This is a genomic window from Tenacibaculum sp. DPLXC6, assembly GCF_056815515.1.
In genome coordinates, this window is record NZ_CP141806.1 from 2,711,268 (window position 1) to 2,727,966 (window position 16,699).

General features: G+C 31.6%; 18 protein-coding genes. 14 read left to right on the top strand and 4 right to left on the bottom strand.

Going from position 1 to position 16,699, the window contains the following annotated elements; all coding sequences use genetic code 11:
• Nucleotides 1–8 precede the first annotated feature (8 nt).
• The 3 genes from gpmI to VCM48_RS12330 all read right to left on the bottom strand — a co-directional run bounded on the left by gpmI (nucleotide 9) and on the right by VCM48_RS12330 (nucleotide 2,943).
• Nucleotides 9–1,526 carry a 2,3-bisphosphoglycerate-independent phosphoglycerate mutase gene (gpmI, locus tag VCM48_RS12320; RefSeq protein WP_482270692.1) on the bottom strand — a complete coding sequence of 506 codons (1,518 nt, stop codon included), beginning with the start codon at nucleotides 1,524–1,526 and terminating at the stop codon, nucleotides 9–11.
• 48 nt (nucleotides 1,527–1,574) lie between these two features.
• Complete coding sequence (locus VCM48_RS12325) at nucleotides 1,575–1,844, bottom strand: hypothetical protein (RefSeq protein ID WP_274640789.1); 270 nt, start codon at nucleotides 1,842–1,844, stop codon at nucleotides 1,575–1,577.
• A gap of 331 nt (nucleotides 1,845–2,175) precedes the next feature.
• Nucleotides 2,176–2,943 carry a M48 family metalloprotease gene (locus VCM48_RS12330; RefSeq protein ID WP_482270693.1) on the bottom strand — a complete coding sequence of 256 codons (768 nt, stop codon included), beginning with the start codon at nucleotides 2,941–2,943 and terminating at the stop codon, nucleotides 2,176–2,178.
• A gap of 115 nt (nucleotides 2,944–3,058) precedes the next feature.
• Between VCM48_RS12330 and VCM48_RS12335 the strand changes: the two genes are divergently transcribed.
• Together VCM48_RS12335 and VCM48_RS12340 are read left to right on the top strand one after the other, a co-directional pair.
• Nucleotides 3,059–4,816, top strand: a complete 1,758-nt coding sequence (locus tag VCM48_RS12335) for an aromatic amino acid hydroxylase (protein ID WP_482270694.1) — start codon at nucleotides 3,059–3,061, stop codon at nucleotides 4,814–4,816.
• Between the two features lie 34 nt (nucleotides 4,817–4,850).
• A complete protein-coding gene (locus VCM48_RS12340) occupies nucleotides 4,851–5,132 on the top strand; it encodes a rhodanese-like domain-containing protein (RefSeq protein ID WP_099216052.1) in 282 nt (93 codons plus the stop codon).
• Between the two features lie 11 nt (nucleotides 5,133–5,143).
• On the opposite strand, the gene VCM48_RS12345 is transcribed toward VCM48_RS12340, so the two are convergent.
• Nucleotides 5,144–6,094, bottom strand: coding sequence for a GSCFA domain-containing protein (locus VCM48_RS12345; protein ID WP_482270695.1), 951 nt, complete (start codon nucleotides 6,092–6,094; stop codon nucleotides 5,144–5,146).
• A 111-nt stretch (nucleotides 6,095–6,205) separates the two neighbouring features.
• On the opposite strand from VCM48_RS12345, the gene VCM48_RS12350 reads away from it, so the two are divergent.
• The 12 genes from VCM48_RS12350 (at nucleotide 6,206) to VCM48_RS12405 (ending at nucleotide 16,699) form a co-directional block, all read left to right on the top strand.
• Nucleotides 6,206–7,099, top strand: a complete 894-nt coding sequence (locus VCM48_RS12350; protein WP_482270696.1) for a MerR family transcriptional regulator — start codon at nucleotides 6,206–6,208, stop codon at nucleotides 7,097–7,099.
• 211 nt (nucleotides 7,100–7,310) lie between these two features.
• Nucleotides 7,311–8,267, top strand: a complete 957-nt coding sequence (locus tag VCM48_RS12355) for a fasciclin domain-containing protein (RefSeq protein ID WP_482270697.1) — start codon at nucleotides 7,311–7,313, stop codon at nucleotides 8,265–8,267.
• A gap of 78 nt (nucleotides 8,268–8,345) precedes the next feature.
• Complete coding sequence (locus VCM48_RS12360; RefSeq protein ID WP_482270698.1) at nucleotides 8,346–9,827, top strand: phytoene desaturase family protein; 1,482 nt, start codon at nucleotides 8,346–8,348, stop codon at nucleotides 9,825–9,827.
• Nucleotides 9,811–10,653, top strand: coding sequence for a phytoene/squalene synthase family protein (locus tag VCM48_RS12365; RefSeq protein WP_482270699.1), 843 nt, complete (start codon nucleotides 9,811–9,813; stop codon nucleotides 10,651–10,653). Before VCM48_RS12360 ends, VCM48_RS12365 begins: the two co-directional genes overlap by 17 nt.
• The gene (locus VCM48_RS12370) at nucleotides 10,650–11,096 is read left to right on the top strand and encodes a hypothetical protein (protein WP_482270700.1); all 447 of its coding nucleotides are present in this window, start codon (nucleotides 10,650–10,652) and stop codon (nucleotides 11,094–11,096) included. Before VCM48_RS12365 ends, VCM48_RS12370 begins: the two co-directional genes overlap by 4 nt.
• Nucleotides 11,093–11,548 carry a sterol desaturase family protein gene (locus VCM48_RS12375; RefSeq protein WP_482270701.1) on the top strand — a complete coding sequence of 152 codons (456 nt, stop codon included), beginning with the start codon at nucleotides 11,093–11,095 and terminating at the stop codon, nucleotides 11,546–11,548. Before VCM48_RS12370 ends, VCM48_RS12375 begins: the two co-directional genes overlap by 4 nt.
• Nucleotides 11,545–12,246 carry a lycopene cyclase domain-containing protein gene (locus VCM48_RS12380; RefSeq protein ID WP_482270702.1) on the top strand — a complete coding sequence of 234 codons (702 nt, stop codon included), beginning with the start codon at nucleotides 11,545–11,547 and terminating at the stop codon, nucleotides 12,244–12,246. Before VCM48_RS12375 ends, VCM48_RS12380 begins: the two co-directional genes overlap by 4 nt.
• Entirely contained in the window at nucleotides 12,233–12,706 is a 474-nt protein-coding gene (locus tag VCM48_RS12385) for a TspO/MBR family protein (RefSeq protein ID WP_482270703.1), read from the top strand. The genes VCM48_RS12380 and VCM48_RS12385 overlap by 14 nt, the downstream gene beginning before the upstream one ends.
• Nucleotides 12,707–12,709: 3 nt before the next feature.
• Nucleotides 12,710–13,363, top strand: coding sequence for a TetR family transcriptional regulator C-terminal domain-containing protein (locus VCM48_RS12390; protein ID WP_028892317.1), 654 nt, complete (start codon nucleotides 12,710–12,712; stop codon nucleotides 13,361–13,363).
• The gene (locus VCM48_RS12395) at nucleotides 13,360–14,670 is read left to right on the top strand and encodes an ABC1 kinase family protein (protein WP_482270704.1); all 1,311 of its coding nucleotides are present in this window, start codon (nucleotides 13,360–13,362) and stop codon (nucleotides 14,668–14,670) included. The genes VCM48_RS12390 and VCM48_RS12395 overlap by 4 nt, the downstream gene beginning before the upstream one ends.
• A 56-nt stretch (nucleotides 14,671–14,726) precedes the next feature.
• Nucleotides 14,727–15,284, top strand: coding sequence for a flavin reductase family protein (locus tag VCM48_RS12400; protein WP_482270705.1), 558 nt, complete (start codon nucleotides 14,727–14,729; stop codon nucleotides 15,282–15,284).
• Nucleotides 15,281–16,699 (top strand): SDR family oxidoreductase, encoded by a 1,419-nt coding sequence (locus tag VCM48_RS12405; protein WP_482270706.1) that lies wholly within the window; start codon nucleotides 15,281–15,283, stop codon nucleotides 16,697–16,699. The genes VCM48_RS12400 and VCM48_RS12405 overlap by 4 nt, the downstream gene beginning before the upstream one ends.

Consider the following 16,699-nt stretch of genomic DNA (forward strand, 5'->3'; position numbering starts at 1 on the left):
ATTTATTTTTAAATAAGCGAATGTTGTGTCATTTCTTCAGGTTGCTCAACGCCCATCAGTTTTAAAATAGTTGGAGCAACATCGCCTAAAATACCACTTTTTATTGATTTTAACTCCTTGTCAATTAAAATCATAGGAACAGGGTTGGTGGTGTGTGCTGTATGTGGTGTTCCGTCTGGGTTAATCATTGTTTCACAGTTTCCGTGATCTGCAATTAAAATAGTAGTGTAGTCATTATCTAGTGCTGTGGTTATTACATCTTTTACACAGTCGTCAACAGCTTCACAGGCTTTAACAGCAGCTTCAAAAACTCCTGTATGTCCTACCATATCACCATTTGCAAAGTTTAAACACACAAAATCTACATCACCGCTTTGTAGTTCAGGAACAATAGCATCTCGAATCTCATAAGCACTCATCTCAGGTTTTAAATCATAAGTAGCTACTTTTGGTGACGGACATAATAAACGTTTTTCTCCTTTAAATTCTTCTTCTCTTCCGCCAGAGAAAAAGAAAGTTACGTGTGGATACTTTTCTGTTTCAGCAATTCTAATTTGACTTTTTCCTGCTGATTCTAATACTTCACCCAAGGTGTTTTCAATGTTTTTTCCGTCGTAAATAACATGAATATTGTTAAACGTGTCATCATAATTTGTCATAGTAACAAAATACAATGGTAATTTCTTCATGTTGAACTCAGGAAAATCTTTTTGACTTAAAGCTTCTGTTAATTGACGTCCTCTATCGGTTCTAAAATTGAAGAAAATAACAACGTCGTCTTCTTTAATTGTAGTTTTTGGTTGGTTGTTTTCATCAATCATAATTATAGGCTTGATGAATTCGTCAGTAACATCAGAATCATAACTTTGTTGAATGCTAGTTGAAGCATCCGAAGAAAAAGAGCCTTCTCCATTCACTAAAGCATCGTAAGCAAGCTGTACACGTTCCCAACGATTATCACGATCCATAGCATAGTAACGACCAGTGATTGTAGCTAATTCACCCGTAGTTTCTTGCATATGTTCTTGAATGTCGTTGATGAAATATTTTCCTGATTTTGGATCGCAATCACGTCCGTCAGTAAAAGCATGTAGGTATACGTTATCTAAACCAATATTGTTAGCTGCAGACAGCAACCCTTTTAGATGGTCAATATGAGAGTGAATTCCTCCATTGGAAACCAATCCTAAAAAATGAACATTTTTACTGTTGGCCTTTGCATATTCAAAAGCGTTTAGAAGTTCCTTTTCTCGTGCTAAAGTTCCATCTTTTACAGCCTTGTTGATTTTAGCTAAGTTTTGATATACAATTCTACCAGCACCTAAATTCATATGCCCAACTTCAGAATTTCCCATTTGTCCTACAGGTAAACCAACATGTTCGCCATCAGTTCTTAACTGTGCATGTGGGAATTTATCGTATAACGAATTTATAAATGGGGTTTTAGCGTTGTATATGGCCGATACTTTTGGATCTTGGGTAATTCCCCATCCATCCAAAATCATTAAAATTACTTTCTTGTTCATTTGTTGTGTGTTGCACTGCAAAAGTAAGAAAGATTTTTGGGGAATATTTTAGGAATTCACAAAAACAAAAGCAATGTATATTAGTATAGAGAAGATTATGAGGATGCCAATGCTATTTTTAATGTATTGAGTTTTATTTTTCTTTAAGGTTTGTAGGCGTATTTTATCAAGTTCCTTTTTGTTAGCACACCTATCAAAATATAATTTATCACTGTTTTCTTTTTGAAATCGTTCTAGTTTATCAAAAGCACTAACTCTTTTTCTTTTATTGTTTTTTAAACTGGTTATCATTGCAGATACCGCTCCACCAAAACTCATAGCAAATTTTTTAAAAGTATATAAAGTAAATTAAAAAAATAAGAAAAAGAGTGAAAAACAATATTTTTTTAAGTAAAGCTTTCTGGTTTTCTTTCTTTACTTTTTTTCTTATTTCATTAAGTTGTTTTTGAGAGGCTTTTTTATCCGTTATAGTGTAATTATTTTCATTGGTAAGTTGACCTAATTTTTTTAATGTATTAGGTTTGTTTCTTTTAAGGTATTGAACAGTTTTGTTCATATCTGATGCAGGGCCAAAACCAAAACTCATAGCAAATAATTTTAAGATGTAATTATTAGTATATTTAATTAATGAAACGTTACAATAACAACATTACTTTTTATACTTACGAATAGCCTCTTTAATTTTCTCAATTCTGTTTTCAGGATCAGGATGCGTACTTTGAAACTCAGGAATTCTATTTGGTCCTGCTGCAGCTTTTAAAATTTCCATTACTCCAATTAAGTTTTCAGGATTATAACCCGCATCAATCATTAATTTTACGCCTAATTCATCACTTTCTAGTTCATCACCACGACCGTTCTTTAACAAAGTTTGTTGTCCAATATTATTAGCTAATTGTCCTAAATCAGCACCAACAGAAGCTCCCATGGTTAAAAGTTTCCAAAAATTTGCATCAGTAATTCGTTCATTAGAATGTTTTCCTAAAACATGACCAATTTCATGTCCTAAAACTCCTGCTAATTGATCTTCGTTTTTTAGTTGAGAAAACAGAGCATGAGTAATGAAAACCTGTCCGCCTGGTAAAGCAAAAGCATTAATAGTTTTTTCGTCTCTTAATAAATGAAAATCGAACTGATAACCAGATTTTTTAGCTACCGTGTTGTTTACAAGTTTTGCACCAACTTTGTCTACAAGTGCTTGAGCATTTTCGTTAGGATATAAACCTCCATGCTGTTGAGCCATTACAGGAGCTTGTTGTAGTCCGATAGCGATTTCTTGTTCTGGAGATAAGCTAACTGCTTGTGTTTTTCCTGTGTAAGGGTTTACCTCTTGTTGACTGCATTTACGTAAATAAGCAAAAGCAACTATAGCTATGCCTATAAGTAAACGAGTTTTTAAGCCTCCTTTAATTTTCATCAATAAGTTGTTTTATTAGTCCCGAAAGTAAAAGTACAAAATATATAATTTAACGGATATCAATTTTTTGTGAACTATAAAAAACTTAAATTTACACAGCAAAACAAACAACATTATGGAGCCTCACTTTGAATTAAACGAAGTTACTAAGAAGTTACCCAAACACTTACATAAATTTGTGGTAAAACAACCGTACGATGAATATACTGCTCAGAACCAAGCAGTATGGCGTTATGTAATGCGTATGAACGTAGATTATTTAGGGAAAGTAGCGCATGCTTCGTACTTAGATGGATTGAAAAAAACAGGTATTTCAGTAGAGAAAATTCCTCATATGCAAGGAATGAACCGTATTTTAAAAGAAATAGGTTGGGCAGCAGTATCTGTTGATGGTTTTATACCACCAAATGCTTTTATGGAGTTCCAAGCATACAATGTGTTAGTGATTGCGTCTGACATGCGTACTATAGATCATATTGAATACACGCCTGCTCCTGATATTATTCATGAAGCTGCAGGGCATGCGCCAATTATAGCAAACCCAGAATATGCTGAGTATTTACGTCGTTTCGGAGAAATTGGAGCGAAAGCGATTTCTTCAGCAAAAGATTACGAAATGTATGAAGCCATTCGTTTGTTATCTATCTTAAAAGAAGATCCAAATTCTACTCAAAAAGAAATTGATGAAGCGCAAGAAAAAGTGGAGTGGTTGCAAGATAATATGGGAGAGCTTTCAGAAATGGCTCAAATAAGAAATCTACATTGGTGGACAGTTGAGTATGGATTGATAGGAACTCTTGATGATCCGAAAATTTATGGAGCTGGATTGTTATCTTCTATAGGAGAAAGCAAATGGTGTATGAAAGATGAAGTAGAAAAAGTTCCATATACATTAGATGCTGCTAATGTAAGCTTTGATATTACAAAACCTCAACCTCAATTATTTGTTACGCCAGATTTTGCTCATTTAAGTTTGGTGTTGGAGCAGTTTGCTAATAAAATGGCGATACGAACTGGAGGATTAAAAGGAATAGAAAAACTAATAGACTCTAAAAATTTAGGAACTATTGAGTTGAGTACTGGTATTCAGATATCAGGTGTTTTTACAAATGTAATAACAGAAGAGAATAACAAAGCTATATATGTACAAACTACAGGACCTACTGCCTTAGCAAATAGAGATAAAGAGTTAATAAGTCACGGTATAAATTATCATGCTGAAGGTTTTGGTAGTCCAATAGGAAAGTTAAAAGGAATTAATATTCCGATAGAAAATATGAGTCCGCGTGATTTAAAAGCGTATGGAATTTACGAAGGAGAACAAGTTACGTTAGAATTTGAAGGAGGGGTAAAAGTAGTTGGAGAAGTTATAACAGGAACAAGAGATTTAAGAGGTAGAATTTTATTGATTTCCTTTAAAAACTGTACTGTAACTCATGGTGACACATTATTATTTCACCCAGATTGGGGAGTGTACGATATGGCAGTTGGTGTTGAGGTAGTGTCGGCTTTTGCTGGATCTGCTGATGTAGCTTCATTTGGAGATGTAGGAAAAGTATCGGAAACTAAAACGCATAAAATTCAATATTCTGATTCAGATAGAAAGTTGTATGGTTTGTATGACAGAGTAAGAGAGTTAAGAGAGGGTGGCATGGTTTCTGAAGAAGATATTGAGGGAATTTTTACAGAAGTAAAATCGAAGTTTAAAAATGATTGGTTGTTGCCGTTAGAATTGTTAGAATTGGCAACGCTAAACAATTTTTCAATAAAACAAACGTTACGTGAATATCTTGAAAACATGAAAAGTAACAAGAGTTACACTACGTTAATAGAAAACGGTTTACTTTTGTTGGAAAATTACCAAGAAGTATAACATGGGATTATTTAATTTATTTAGAAAGAAGAATATGAGTAACGAAATACAGGAATATTTAGCTAAAGGAGCGATTGTGTTAGATGTGAGAACTTTAGCGGAATGGAATGAAGGGCATAGCGAAGGAGCTAAGCATATTGTGTTAGCTACGATTCCTACAAATGTAGAGGAAATTAAATCGTGGGATAAGCCAGTAATAGCAGTATGTAGAAGTGGAGGTAGAAGCGGGCAAGCAGCACAGTTTTTACAAAACCATGGGGTTGATGTAATCAACGGTGGTCCATGGCAAAATGTAGATCAATATTTAGTAAAATAAATATATAAAGATTAAAAATTTATAAAAGGAAATGCTTGTAAAAGTGTTTCCTTTTTTTGTTGTAGCTTTTTTAAAAACAACTGATGTGCTTCAGAGTTTGGATTAAAGGGTTTATGGTTTAATCCTCTTTGAATGGTATCAACTTGTTGCATGGTTTGATATGAATCTTCCATAATCCAAACCTCTTTAAACTTTTTCCAGATATAATTAATAGCTGTTTTATTAGGATGAATCATATCTTCATTGTAAAAACGATAATCACGTAACTCGTCCATCATAATTTCATACGAAGGAAAATAGTAAATAGCACTTCTTGGTTCTACTACTTCATGAATAGCTGAAAGTAAATGTGCTTTACTTCGTTGATTCTCTATAAAACCATCTTTAAGATGACGAACAGGTGATACTGTATAAATAACCGATATGTTTTTATTAACTGATTTTACAAGAGAACTAATAGCTTGTAAGCTTTCAGAAATTTCGTCAACACTTAATAATTCTTTTAAAAATTTTTTCTGAGGAACTTTATGACAATTAGCAACTAAAGTATCCGAAATAATTTCTCGATATACCCATGCGGTACCTAGTGTAATAATGAGGTGTGTAGTGTTTTGTAATTGTTCAAAAGTTTGTTGTATGGATAAGTTTAAGCTGTTTAATAATTCATTTTTATTTATAGCGCTTAAACTTGAATGTGCTTCAAAAGAGTGCCAGCGTTCATTATGAAAAAAAACATCTTTGTCAGTATATTTTTCTTTGTTTAGGGTTTTTATAATTAAATTTTCAATAGCCTTAGGATGGAATAAAATACCAAAAGGATTTTGTTTTGACTGAAACTTATAATAATCAAGTTTATTACCAATATTTTCAGAGAAACAAGAACCAAGTAATAATAATTTGGATTGATAATTAATTTGATTATGTTTTTGTTTTGTAAGTGGTACTTGTGTCTGAAAATTCATGATTTTTGAGAAAAATAACCATCAAAAATAAGTATAAAATATTCATAAGAAGCACTATAAGTTTGTAGTTTATGAAAATTTGTATCTTTGTTCAAAAGAATTTAGAATAAATTGAACAATATAAAATCTACTTTCACAATTAAAGACCTGGAAAACATTTCAGGAATTAAGGCCCATACTATTCGAATTTGGGAGAAACGATATAATCTGTTATCACCTGATAGGACAGATACAAATATTCGTTATTATTCTTCTGAGAACTTACAGAAGTTGCTTAATGTAGTGTTGTTGAATAAAAACAATATAAAGATTTCTAAGATTGCTGAAATGTCTGATGATACAATTGTTTTAAAGGCTAGAGAGTTGGCTTTTAAAATGGCTGTAAATGACGAAGCAATAAACTCTTTTAAGTTGGCAATGTTTCAATTTGATAAAACGTTATTTAACAATGCTTACAATAGGTTGCTTAAAAGAAAAACGTTTAGAGAAATCTTCAAAGATGTTTTTGTACCTTTCTTGAATCATATAGGGTTGTTGTGGCAAACAGACACGTTGTTGCCAGCGCATGAGCATTTTATTTCGAATTTAATTGTCCAAAAAATTCAAATTAACATAGAGAAATTAGAGTATTCTAATAATAATTCAGAAACGAGTTATGTGTTGTTCCTACCTGAAAATGAGATTCATGAATTAGGGTTAATGTACCTAAATTATGAGCTTATACTAAGAGGGTATAACACGATTTATTTAGGGCAAAGTCTACCTTTAGATAATTTAGATTGTTTTTTTAAAAGTAAATCGAAAGTTTGTTTTATTACATCTATGACAGTTCAGCCTTATGATGATAAAATAGAAGAATATTTTTCAGAAATTGAAGCTGTACTTGAAAACACTAACCATGAATTGATAGCTATAGGAAACAAAGCGATGGCTGTTGATAGTATAGATTTTAAAGCTAAAATAACAGTGTATTCTTCTCTTAAAATATTTTTAAATCAGTTCTAATTTTTTTTGAGTAACTTAATTTTGTTTATCTTTTATTTGTTTTTGTTAAACAAAAAATGTAATTTTGACTAATGTTTTGATTTTCAAGACATATTTTTTTAATGAAACTAATTTTGTTTAATGTTTTTTAATATAAAATAAACAAAGTCTACCGAAGCTGAAAAGTAGACTATAAAAAATAAGAGTAAGCAATAATTTAAAGTGTGAAATTATGAAAGTAAAGAATTTGACCTCGGTGTTGTTTTTGGGTTTGTTTTTAAGTTTTGGTTTATTAACATCATGTAGTGATGATGACCCAGTAATAGAAAAAACAAAGAATATAGTTGATGTAGCAGTTGCAGATTCCAATTTAAGTGTTTTGGTTGCAGCTTTGCAAAAAGCTGATTTAGTATCAGCATTACAAGCTGATGGATCTTTTACTGTTTTTGCTCCAACTGATGCAGCATTTCAGGCGTTGTTAGATAGTAATGACTCATGGAATTCATTAGATGATATTCCAGTAGAAACATTAAAGTCGGTATTGTTATTTCATGTGATAAGTGGTGAAGTAAAAGCGGCAGATTTATCTAACACTTATGTGAATACCTTATCAACAGGTCCAAATGATGAGATGTTGTCATTACAAGTAGAAGTTGATGGGGCAGTGGAGTTCAATGGAGATTCAAAACCAATTGCTACAGATGTTATGGCCTCAAACGGAGTTATACACACAATAGATAAAGTAATGTTGCCAGCTAATGTAGTGACCTTAGCGTTAAATAATAGTGGTTTTACTTCTTTGGTAGCAGCGTTAACAGATAGCCGTCATACTACAGATTTTGTTTCTTTATTAAAAGAGGATGGACCATATACAATCTTTGCTCCTACAAATGATGCATTTCAAGCATTGTTAGATAGTAATGATTCTTGGAATTCATTAGCAGATATTCCTATTGCAACATTAGAAGCAGTATTAAAGTATCATGTGTTTGCGGGAGGAAATGTACAGTCAGATGAATTAAGTGATAATCAAGAAATCACAATGTTTGATGGCAGTATAGTTACAGTTGATTTATCTAGCGGAGCTAAATTAGATACAAGTTCAGGGCAATCTGTTGTAATCTCTTTAACCGATGTGCAAGGAACTAATGGAGTAATCCATGTAGTAGATAGTGTTCTTTTACCTTAGTTTTATAGTAATGTGTTGATTACGAGTGAAAAAATATTTTCACTCGTAGTTAATTTAATTATATTTATAAGAAATAATTTGAAAAAAAAAGTATACATAATAGGTTCAGGATTCTCTTCTTTGTCGGCATCATGTTATTTAGCCAAGGCTGGGTATGAAGTAACTGTGTTAGAAAAAAATGCTACCATTGGTGGGAGAGCAAGACAATTGTTGAGAGAAGGGTTTACTTTTGACATAGGTCCTACATGGTATTGGATGCCAGATGTTTTTGAAAAGTTTTTTGCAGATTTTGGTAAGAAGCCATCAGATTACTACAAATTAGAAAGATTAAATCCGGCTTATGAAGTGTACTTTGGAGAAAAAGATTCAATTATAATTCCAGGAACATTAGATGAGATTTATGAGGTTTTTGAAAAAGAAGAAAAGGGAAGTTCAAAACACCTGAAGTCTTTTTTAAAATCAGCAAAATACAATTATGATGTTTCTATAAATGATTTAGTTTATAAACCTGGTGTTTCTCCTTTAGAATTAGTAACTCCAGTTACTATGGGTAAAATATTTCAGTTTTTTTCTACCATTAGACATGAAGTAAGAAAGAAAATTAAAAGTAAGAAGCTGATTCAAATTTTAGAGTTTCCAGTATTGTTTTTAGGTGCAAAGCCTAGTAATACACCTGCTTTTTACAATTTTATGAATTATGCTGATTTTGGCTTAGGTACATGGCATCCTAAAGGAGGAATGTACAAAGTAATTGAGGCCATGACTACCTTAGCTACGAGCTTAGGTGTGAAATTTCAAACCAATGCAAATGTTGAAGAAATTGTAGTAAATGACAAGGGAGAAACAATTGGTGTTGCGGTAGATGGAAAACTAATGGAATCTGATGTAGTGTTAAGCGGGGCAGATTACCATCATACAGAAACACTACTTCCTAAATATTTAAGACAATATTCTGAAAGTTACTGGGATAAAAAAATATTTGCACCATCATCATTACTCTTTTATGTAGGTTTTGATAAGAAATTAAAAAATGTATGCCATCATACTCTTTTTTTTGATACAGATTTTGATGTGCATGCAAAAACAATATATGATGTTCCTAGTTGGCCAAAAGAACCATTGTTTTATGCGAGCTTTCCTTCAGTAACAGATGGTTCTTTTGCGCCCAATGGAAAAGAAGCTGCTACTTTTTTAATTCCATTAGCACCTGGTATAGAAGATACTCCAGAGCTAAGAGAGCGCTATTTTAATATTATAATAGAAAGGTTAGAGAAATTAACAAATCAATCAGTAAAAGAGCATGTGCTTTTTAAAGAAAGCTTTTGTGTGAATGACTTTGTTAAGGAATACAATTCTTACAAAGGAAATGCATACGGATTGGCGAATATTTTAACACAAACAGCATTTTTAAGACCAAAAATAAAAAGTAAAAAAGTAAAGAATTTGTTCTTTACGGGGCAGTTAACAGTACCAGGACCAGGAGTTCCCCCGTCTTTAATTTCAGGAAAAATAGCTTCAGATTTAATTTTAAAAACGTACAAAGATGAAACAATTGTTTGATGAGGTTTCTTACGCATGTAGTAAGTTAGTAACTCAAAAGTATAGTACCTCGTTTTCGTTAGCCACGAAGATGTTATCACTAAAAATACGTGCTGATATTTATAATATCTACGGTTTTGTACGCTTTGCGGATGAAATAGTAGACTCTTTCCATGAGTATGATAAAGAACAATTATTACTAAAATTTGAAAGAGATTATTACGAGTCGAAGAATAGAGGAATTAGTTTAAACCCTATTCTAAACTCTTTCATACATACTGTAAATAAATATAAAATTTCTGATGATTTAGTACAGTCGTTTTTAAAAAGCATGAAAGCTGATTTGTACAAAACAGAATATACAACTACAGAAGAGTATAATGAATATATATACGGTTCTGCAGATGTTGTTGGATTAATGTGTTTAAAGGTTTTTGTAAATGGAAATCAGCAAAAATACGAGGAGCTAAAAGAGCCTGCAATGCGTTTAGGATCAGCATTTCAAAAAGTGAATTTTCTAAGAGATCTAAAAGAAGATTTTAATGAATTGAATAGGTCTTATTTTCCAAATATCAATTTTGGGGATTTAAGTGCGGAAGGAAAAAATACGATTATTAAAGAAATAGAAGACGATTTTGACTTTGCTTATAAAAACGGTATTTTAAAGCTGCCAGTTGAAGCAAAATTCGGAGTTTACATGGCGTATAGATATTATAAAAAGTTGTTAAAGAAGCTACAAGATACGCCTTCAACAAAAATTATGGATACTAGAATTCGAATTTCAAACCCTATGAAAATTAATCTTCTAGCAAGAAGTTATGTAAGGTATAAATTGAATTTAATATGATAAAAAGTGGTATCTTAGGAGTACTGTTTTTTATGTCGATTATAGGCTTCAATAATGCACCTAATTTTGTTATAGAGTACCATGAATTAGCTACAAAAGAAGCAGAGTTATCTTACATAAAAAAATATAAAAACAGTAAAGAAGTAAGTATACAAGCCTACGTAATTTCTTTACAAATGAAACAGGCAAAATATAAAATGATGCCGTGGAGTAAATTGAAAGTTTTTAATACAGAAAAGCATAAACTAGAAACACTAATTTCAAAGAATCCTAACAACATTCATTTAAGATATGTTCGTTTAGTAATACAAGAAAATACACCAAGTATTTTAGGATATAAATCTTCTATAAAAAAAGATAAACAGTTTTTAAAAGAAGAACTCCAAAAAAAAGACAGTACAAATTATTTACATACATATATAATTAACAATACATCATTATGAATATAGCAATTTACATAGCAGTTACTGCACTAACATTTATTGTTATGGAAGGAGTTACTTGGTGTACTCATAAATATGTAATGCATGGTTTTGGATGGTATTTACATGAAGATCACCATCAACCAGGATATCCACATGTGTTTGAAAAGAACGATGCCTTTTTTGTGGTTTTTGCTATTCCTAGTATGTCGCTTTTTTACTTTGGAATTCATCCAGAATTAAATGTTTTGTTCTTTATAGGTCTGGGGATATTATTTTATGGTATAGCTTATTTCTTGGTACACGATGTATTAATTCACAGAAGGTTTAAGTGGTTTGACAAAACAAATAACCAATACTTAAAAGGATTACGAAAAGCACATAAAATTCATCACAAACATTTGGGAAAACACGACGGAGAATGTTTCGGTATGTTGTTTGTGCCCTTTAAATACTTTAATAAAAGACAGTGAGTCAGTATTTGTATCTAATATTAAACCTAGGTAGTTTAAGTATTCCGCTATTATATAGTGTTTTTGAAAAAAAATTACACTTTATACAATATTTTAAACAAGCAGCGCTTAGTATTTTATTAGTCGCCTTGTTTTTTTTGATTTGGGACAGTTGGTTTACGCAAATAGGAGTGTGGGGATTTAACTCAGATTACCATTTATCCTTAAAATTACTGCACATGCCAATAGAAGAATGGATGTTCTTCTTTTGTATACCCTATGCGTGTTTATTTACACATGAAGCATTAAAATTTTTATTTCCAAAGTTTAAAATGTCAAAGTCAATGACAGTAATCATAAGCTTTTTACTCATAGTTTTAGTGAGTTTATTATTGATTTTTAACTTCGGAAAATGGTATACAACAGTTAACTTTATACTATTCTTATTGCTGTTGGGCTATGCGTTAAAATATCATTTGAATACGTTACAAGAATATTACCCAAGCTTCTTGGTAATATTAGTTCCTTTCTTAATCGTTAATGGAATTTTAACAGGAAGTTTTATAGAAGAACCAGTTGTTTGGTATAACAATTCAGAAAACTTAGGATTTAGAATTTTCACCATACCCTTTGAAGACATTTTTTATGCATTTACAATGTTGTTTTCAGTGCAGTTAATCTTCAATTCTTTAAAAAGAAAAAAACTTGAAAGAAAATAAATACATACGATTTTTAATATTCCTAATAGCTAATTTTTCAGCTTTAGCTATTGGAGTTTGGTTAATGAACGAAGGGCCAAGAACAGATTGGTATTTATCTTTAAACAAAGCTCCATGGACACCGGCAGGATGGGTTTTTGGAGCAGCATGGACAACCATTATGGTATTGTTTTCTGTATATATGACTAGAGTGAGTTTTCAACATGAATTTTTAAACAAAAAAGTACTCATTTTATATATAGACCAATGGGTTTTAAATGTAAGCTGGAATTATATTTTCTTCAATCAACATTTAACAAAACTAGGTTTAGTAGTAATCGCTTTATTGTGGATACTCGTAGGTTATTTCACTTTTGAGTATTTAAAAAAAGTAAAATGGTACACACTATTTATTCTTCCATATCTAATATGGATGACGATTGCAACTAGTCTCAACGCATACATCGTATTAAACAATTAAATCATGGCAAAAAAAAAGAACATAACTCAAGAAAAAATAATAGAATGGTATATGAACGCTGTACTATCAGCAGGTAAACCAAACTCCATATTTTCTTTCGCGCAAGAAAACAACTTTGAAGAGGCAGATTTTTACAAACATTTTTCAAGTTTTGAAAGTTTAGAAAAAGCTATTTTCGGAGTTTTTGCTAAAGAAACTATTCACTTATTGCATAAAACAGAGGCATACAAAGACTATTCATCAAAAGATAAACTATTAAGTTTTTACTTTACTTTTTTTGAACTGTTAACAGCTAACAGATCGTACGTGTTGTTACAATTCAAGGAAATGAAAACCGACTTTTCAAGATTATCTGTATTGAAAGAGTTGCGAGTAGAATTTATTGATTTTGTAAACGGATTAGATCTTGAAAAAATTGACTTTAAAAATGAAAAAGTAAATAAAATTCAAGATAAAACTGTTGCAGAAGGATATTGGATGCAGTTATTAATGATCTTAAAATTTTGGATAGATGATGAATCACCTAATTTTGAAAAAACAGATCTTTTTATAGAAAAATCAGTCAAAGCAAGTTTTGATATTCAGCAAATAGCACCTGTGAAAAGTGTGATTGATTTAGCAAAGTTTTTGTGGAAAGAAAAATCACCAATGGTATGAAAACGCTAAATAAAATACCAACCTCAAAAATAGAACGAGCTACAAAACTAGTTTCAACAGGAGTAAAAGTAGGTGTAAATTATGCTAAATATTACGGTAACAAAATCACTAAATCAGAAGAGGAAGCTAAAAAGCAGCTCAACGAAGATAATGCTACAGATATTTACGATGGATTAAAAGAATTAAAAGGATCAGCATTAAAAGTAGCGCAAATGCTAAGCATGGAAAAAAATATTTTACCCAATGCTTATGTAGAAAAATTCTCATTATCTCAGTTTTCAGTACCACCATTATCAGGACCTTTGGTAACCAAAACATTTAAAAAATACTTCAGCAAAACACCTAATGAAGTTTTTGATACGTTTACAGCAGAATCAGTAAATGCAGCAAGTATAGGACAAGTTCATAAAGCGACGAAAGACGGAAAAAAGTTAGCTGTAAAAATTCAGTACCCTGGAGTAGCGGATAGTATTTCAACCGATTTAGCGATGGTAAAACCCATTGCAATGAAAATGTTTAACATTAAAGGTGAAGGCTCTGACGAATATTTCAAAGAAGTTGAAGACAAACTTTTAGAGGAAACTAATTATGAATTAGAGCTAGCTCAGAGTAATGAAATTGCTGATGCATGTAAACATATTCCAAATTTAAAATTCCCAAGCTACTATCCAGACTTGTCATCAGATAGAATTTTAACGATGGACTGGATGGATGGGGTTCACTTGTCAGAATTTACTAAAGAAGAACAAACTGAAGATGTTGCAAATAAACTAGGGCAGGCTTTGTGGGATTTTTATATGTACCAAATGCACAAGTTAAAAAAAGTACATGCAGACCCGCATCCAGGAAACTTTTTAGTATCCAAATCAAACAAACTTATTGTAATTGATTTTGGATGCATGAAAGAAGTTCCTGAAAGTTTTTATGTGCCTTATTTTGAATTAGCAAAACGAGAGAATATAGATAATCCAGCCTTCTTTGAAAGCAAACTGTATGAGTTAGAAATTTTAAGAAAAGACGATACTCCAGAAGAAATAACCTTTTTTAAGTCGCTTTTTTATGAGATGTTATCACTCTTTACACAACCTTTTCAGCAAGAAGAATTTGATTTTTCTGATGAGATTTTCTTCGGAAAAATAGCTGATTTAGGTCAAAAATATGCCAAGAGTACAGAACTAAAAAAGATGAACGGAAATAGAGGGTCAAAACACTTTATTTACATCAATCGAACATTTTTTGGTCTGTATAACTTAATGCATGACTTAAAGGCGAATAAGGTAAAAATTGATAACTTTAATACGATATAATGCACATTACGCGTCAAGAAATAGACGAGTTTCCTCATCTTTATAAAATAAATTTGATGAATAGTATTTCTGGTTATAAACCAGCAAATCTTATTGCGACAAAATCTAATGACGATATTACCAATGTAGCGGTGTTTAGCTCTGTAGTGCATTATGGTTCAAGTCCAGCAATACTAGGTTTTGTATTGCGTCCTACAACCGTTGTGAGGAACACATATAACAATATCAAAGAAACGGGTTACTACACAATTAATGCTATTAATGAAGTAATGATAGAAGAGGCACATCATACCTCAGCTAAATATCCGTCAGAAATTTCAGAATTTGATAAAACAACACTTTCGGAAGAATTTAAAAATAACTTTCATGCTCCATTTGTAGCAGAGTCACCCTTACAAATAGGAATGAAGTTTTTAGAAGAACATCATATAAAAGCTAACGGAACTATTTTAGTTCTGGGAGAAGTTACTGATTTGTATTTTAACGACAATATGCTTTCAGAAGATGGTTTTTTAAATCTATCCAAAGAAAAAGTAGCTGCAATTAATGGATTAGATACCTATATGGTTGCAGAAAACTATACAAGATTATCATATCAAAGACCAAAGGAATGAAAATCTTAGTTACAGGCACAACAGGTTATATAGGAAAACGATTAATTGTTAGGTTGCTAGAAAATAACCATCAATTAGTCTGTTGTGTTCGTGATTTAGATAGAATACCAGATGAGTTTGAAAATAATCCGAATGTTACTTTTATAAAAGTAGATTTTTTAAATACAGAAAATACAGTTTTTCCCAAAGATATTGATGCTGCGTACTATTTAATTCATTCGATGGCGACGACATCAGAAAATTTTGAAAACTTAGAATTAACCTGTGCACAGAATTTTAAAAAACTAGTAGAACCTACTAATTGTAAGCAAGTGGTGTATTTAAGCGGAATAGTTAATGACAATTCGCTGTCCAAGCACCTAAAATCAAGATACGAAGTAGAAAAAGAATTACAATCAAATAGTTATGCCTTAACGACCTTTAGAGCAGGAATTATTGTAGGAAGTGGAAGTGCTTCTTTTGAAATTATAAGAGATATTGTAGAAAAGCTTCCTGTAATGGTAACACCAAAATGGTTAAAAACGAAAACACAACCTATTGCAGTTAGAGATGTATTAGCCTTTTTAGAAAATAGTTTACAAGTTAAAGAGGTCTACAATAAATCTTTTGACATCTGCGGTCCTGAGATATTAACTTATAAGGAAATGTTGTTACAGTTTGCAGAGATAAGAGGGTTTAAAAGATACATTTATACACTTCCAGTATTAACACCAAAACTATCTTCTTATTGGTTGTATTTTGTAACATCCACATCTTTTAACCTAGCACAAGCCCTAGTGGATAGTATGAAGGTTGAAGTAATCGCCAAACCAAGTAGCATTAATACGTTACTTAATGTAGAGCCCATAACCTATAAAGAAGCAGTAGCATTAGCATTTCAAAAAATAGAGCAAAACGAAGTAATTTCTAGTTGGAAAGATGCCATGAGTAGTGGAGTTTTTCACGATCAATTGGCAAAACATATACAAATACCTCAATACGGTTGTTTTAAAGATATAAGAGTTAGAGAAATACAAAACGAGGAGAATACATTACACAAAATTTGGAGCATCGGAGGAGAAACAGGGTGGTACAAGTTTAATTCTCTTTGGAAGATAAGAGGATACGTGGATAAACTTTTTGGAGGTGTTGGATTGCGAAGAGGTAGAAGACATCCCACAGAATTAGAACCAGGAGACCCACTCGATTTTTGGAGAGTATTGTTAGCAGATAAAAAAAATAAACGATTGATTTTATTTGCTGAAATGAAGTTGCCTGGTGAAGCATGGTTAGAATTTAAAATAGAAAAAGGTAAGCTACATCAAAGAGCCATTTTTAGACCCAAAGGAATTTGGGGGAGAATGTATTGGTATAGCGTTTTACCTTTTCACGCATTTGTATTTAAAGGAATGATTAATCATTTAATAAAAGCGTAA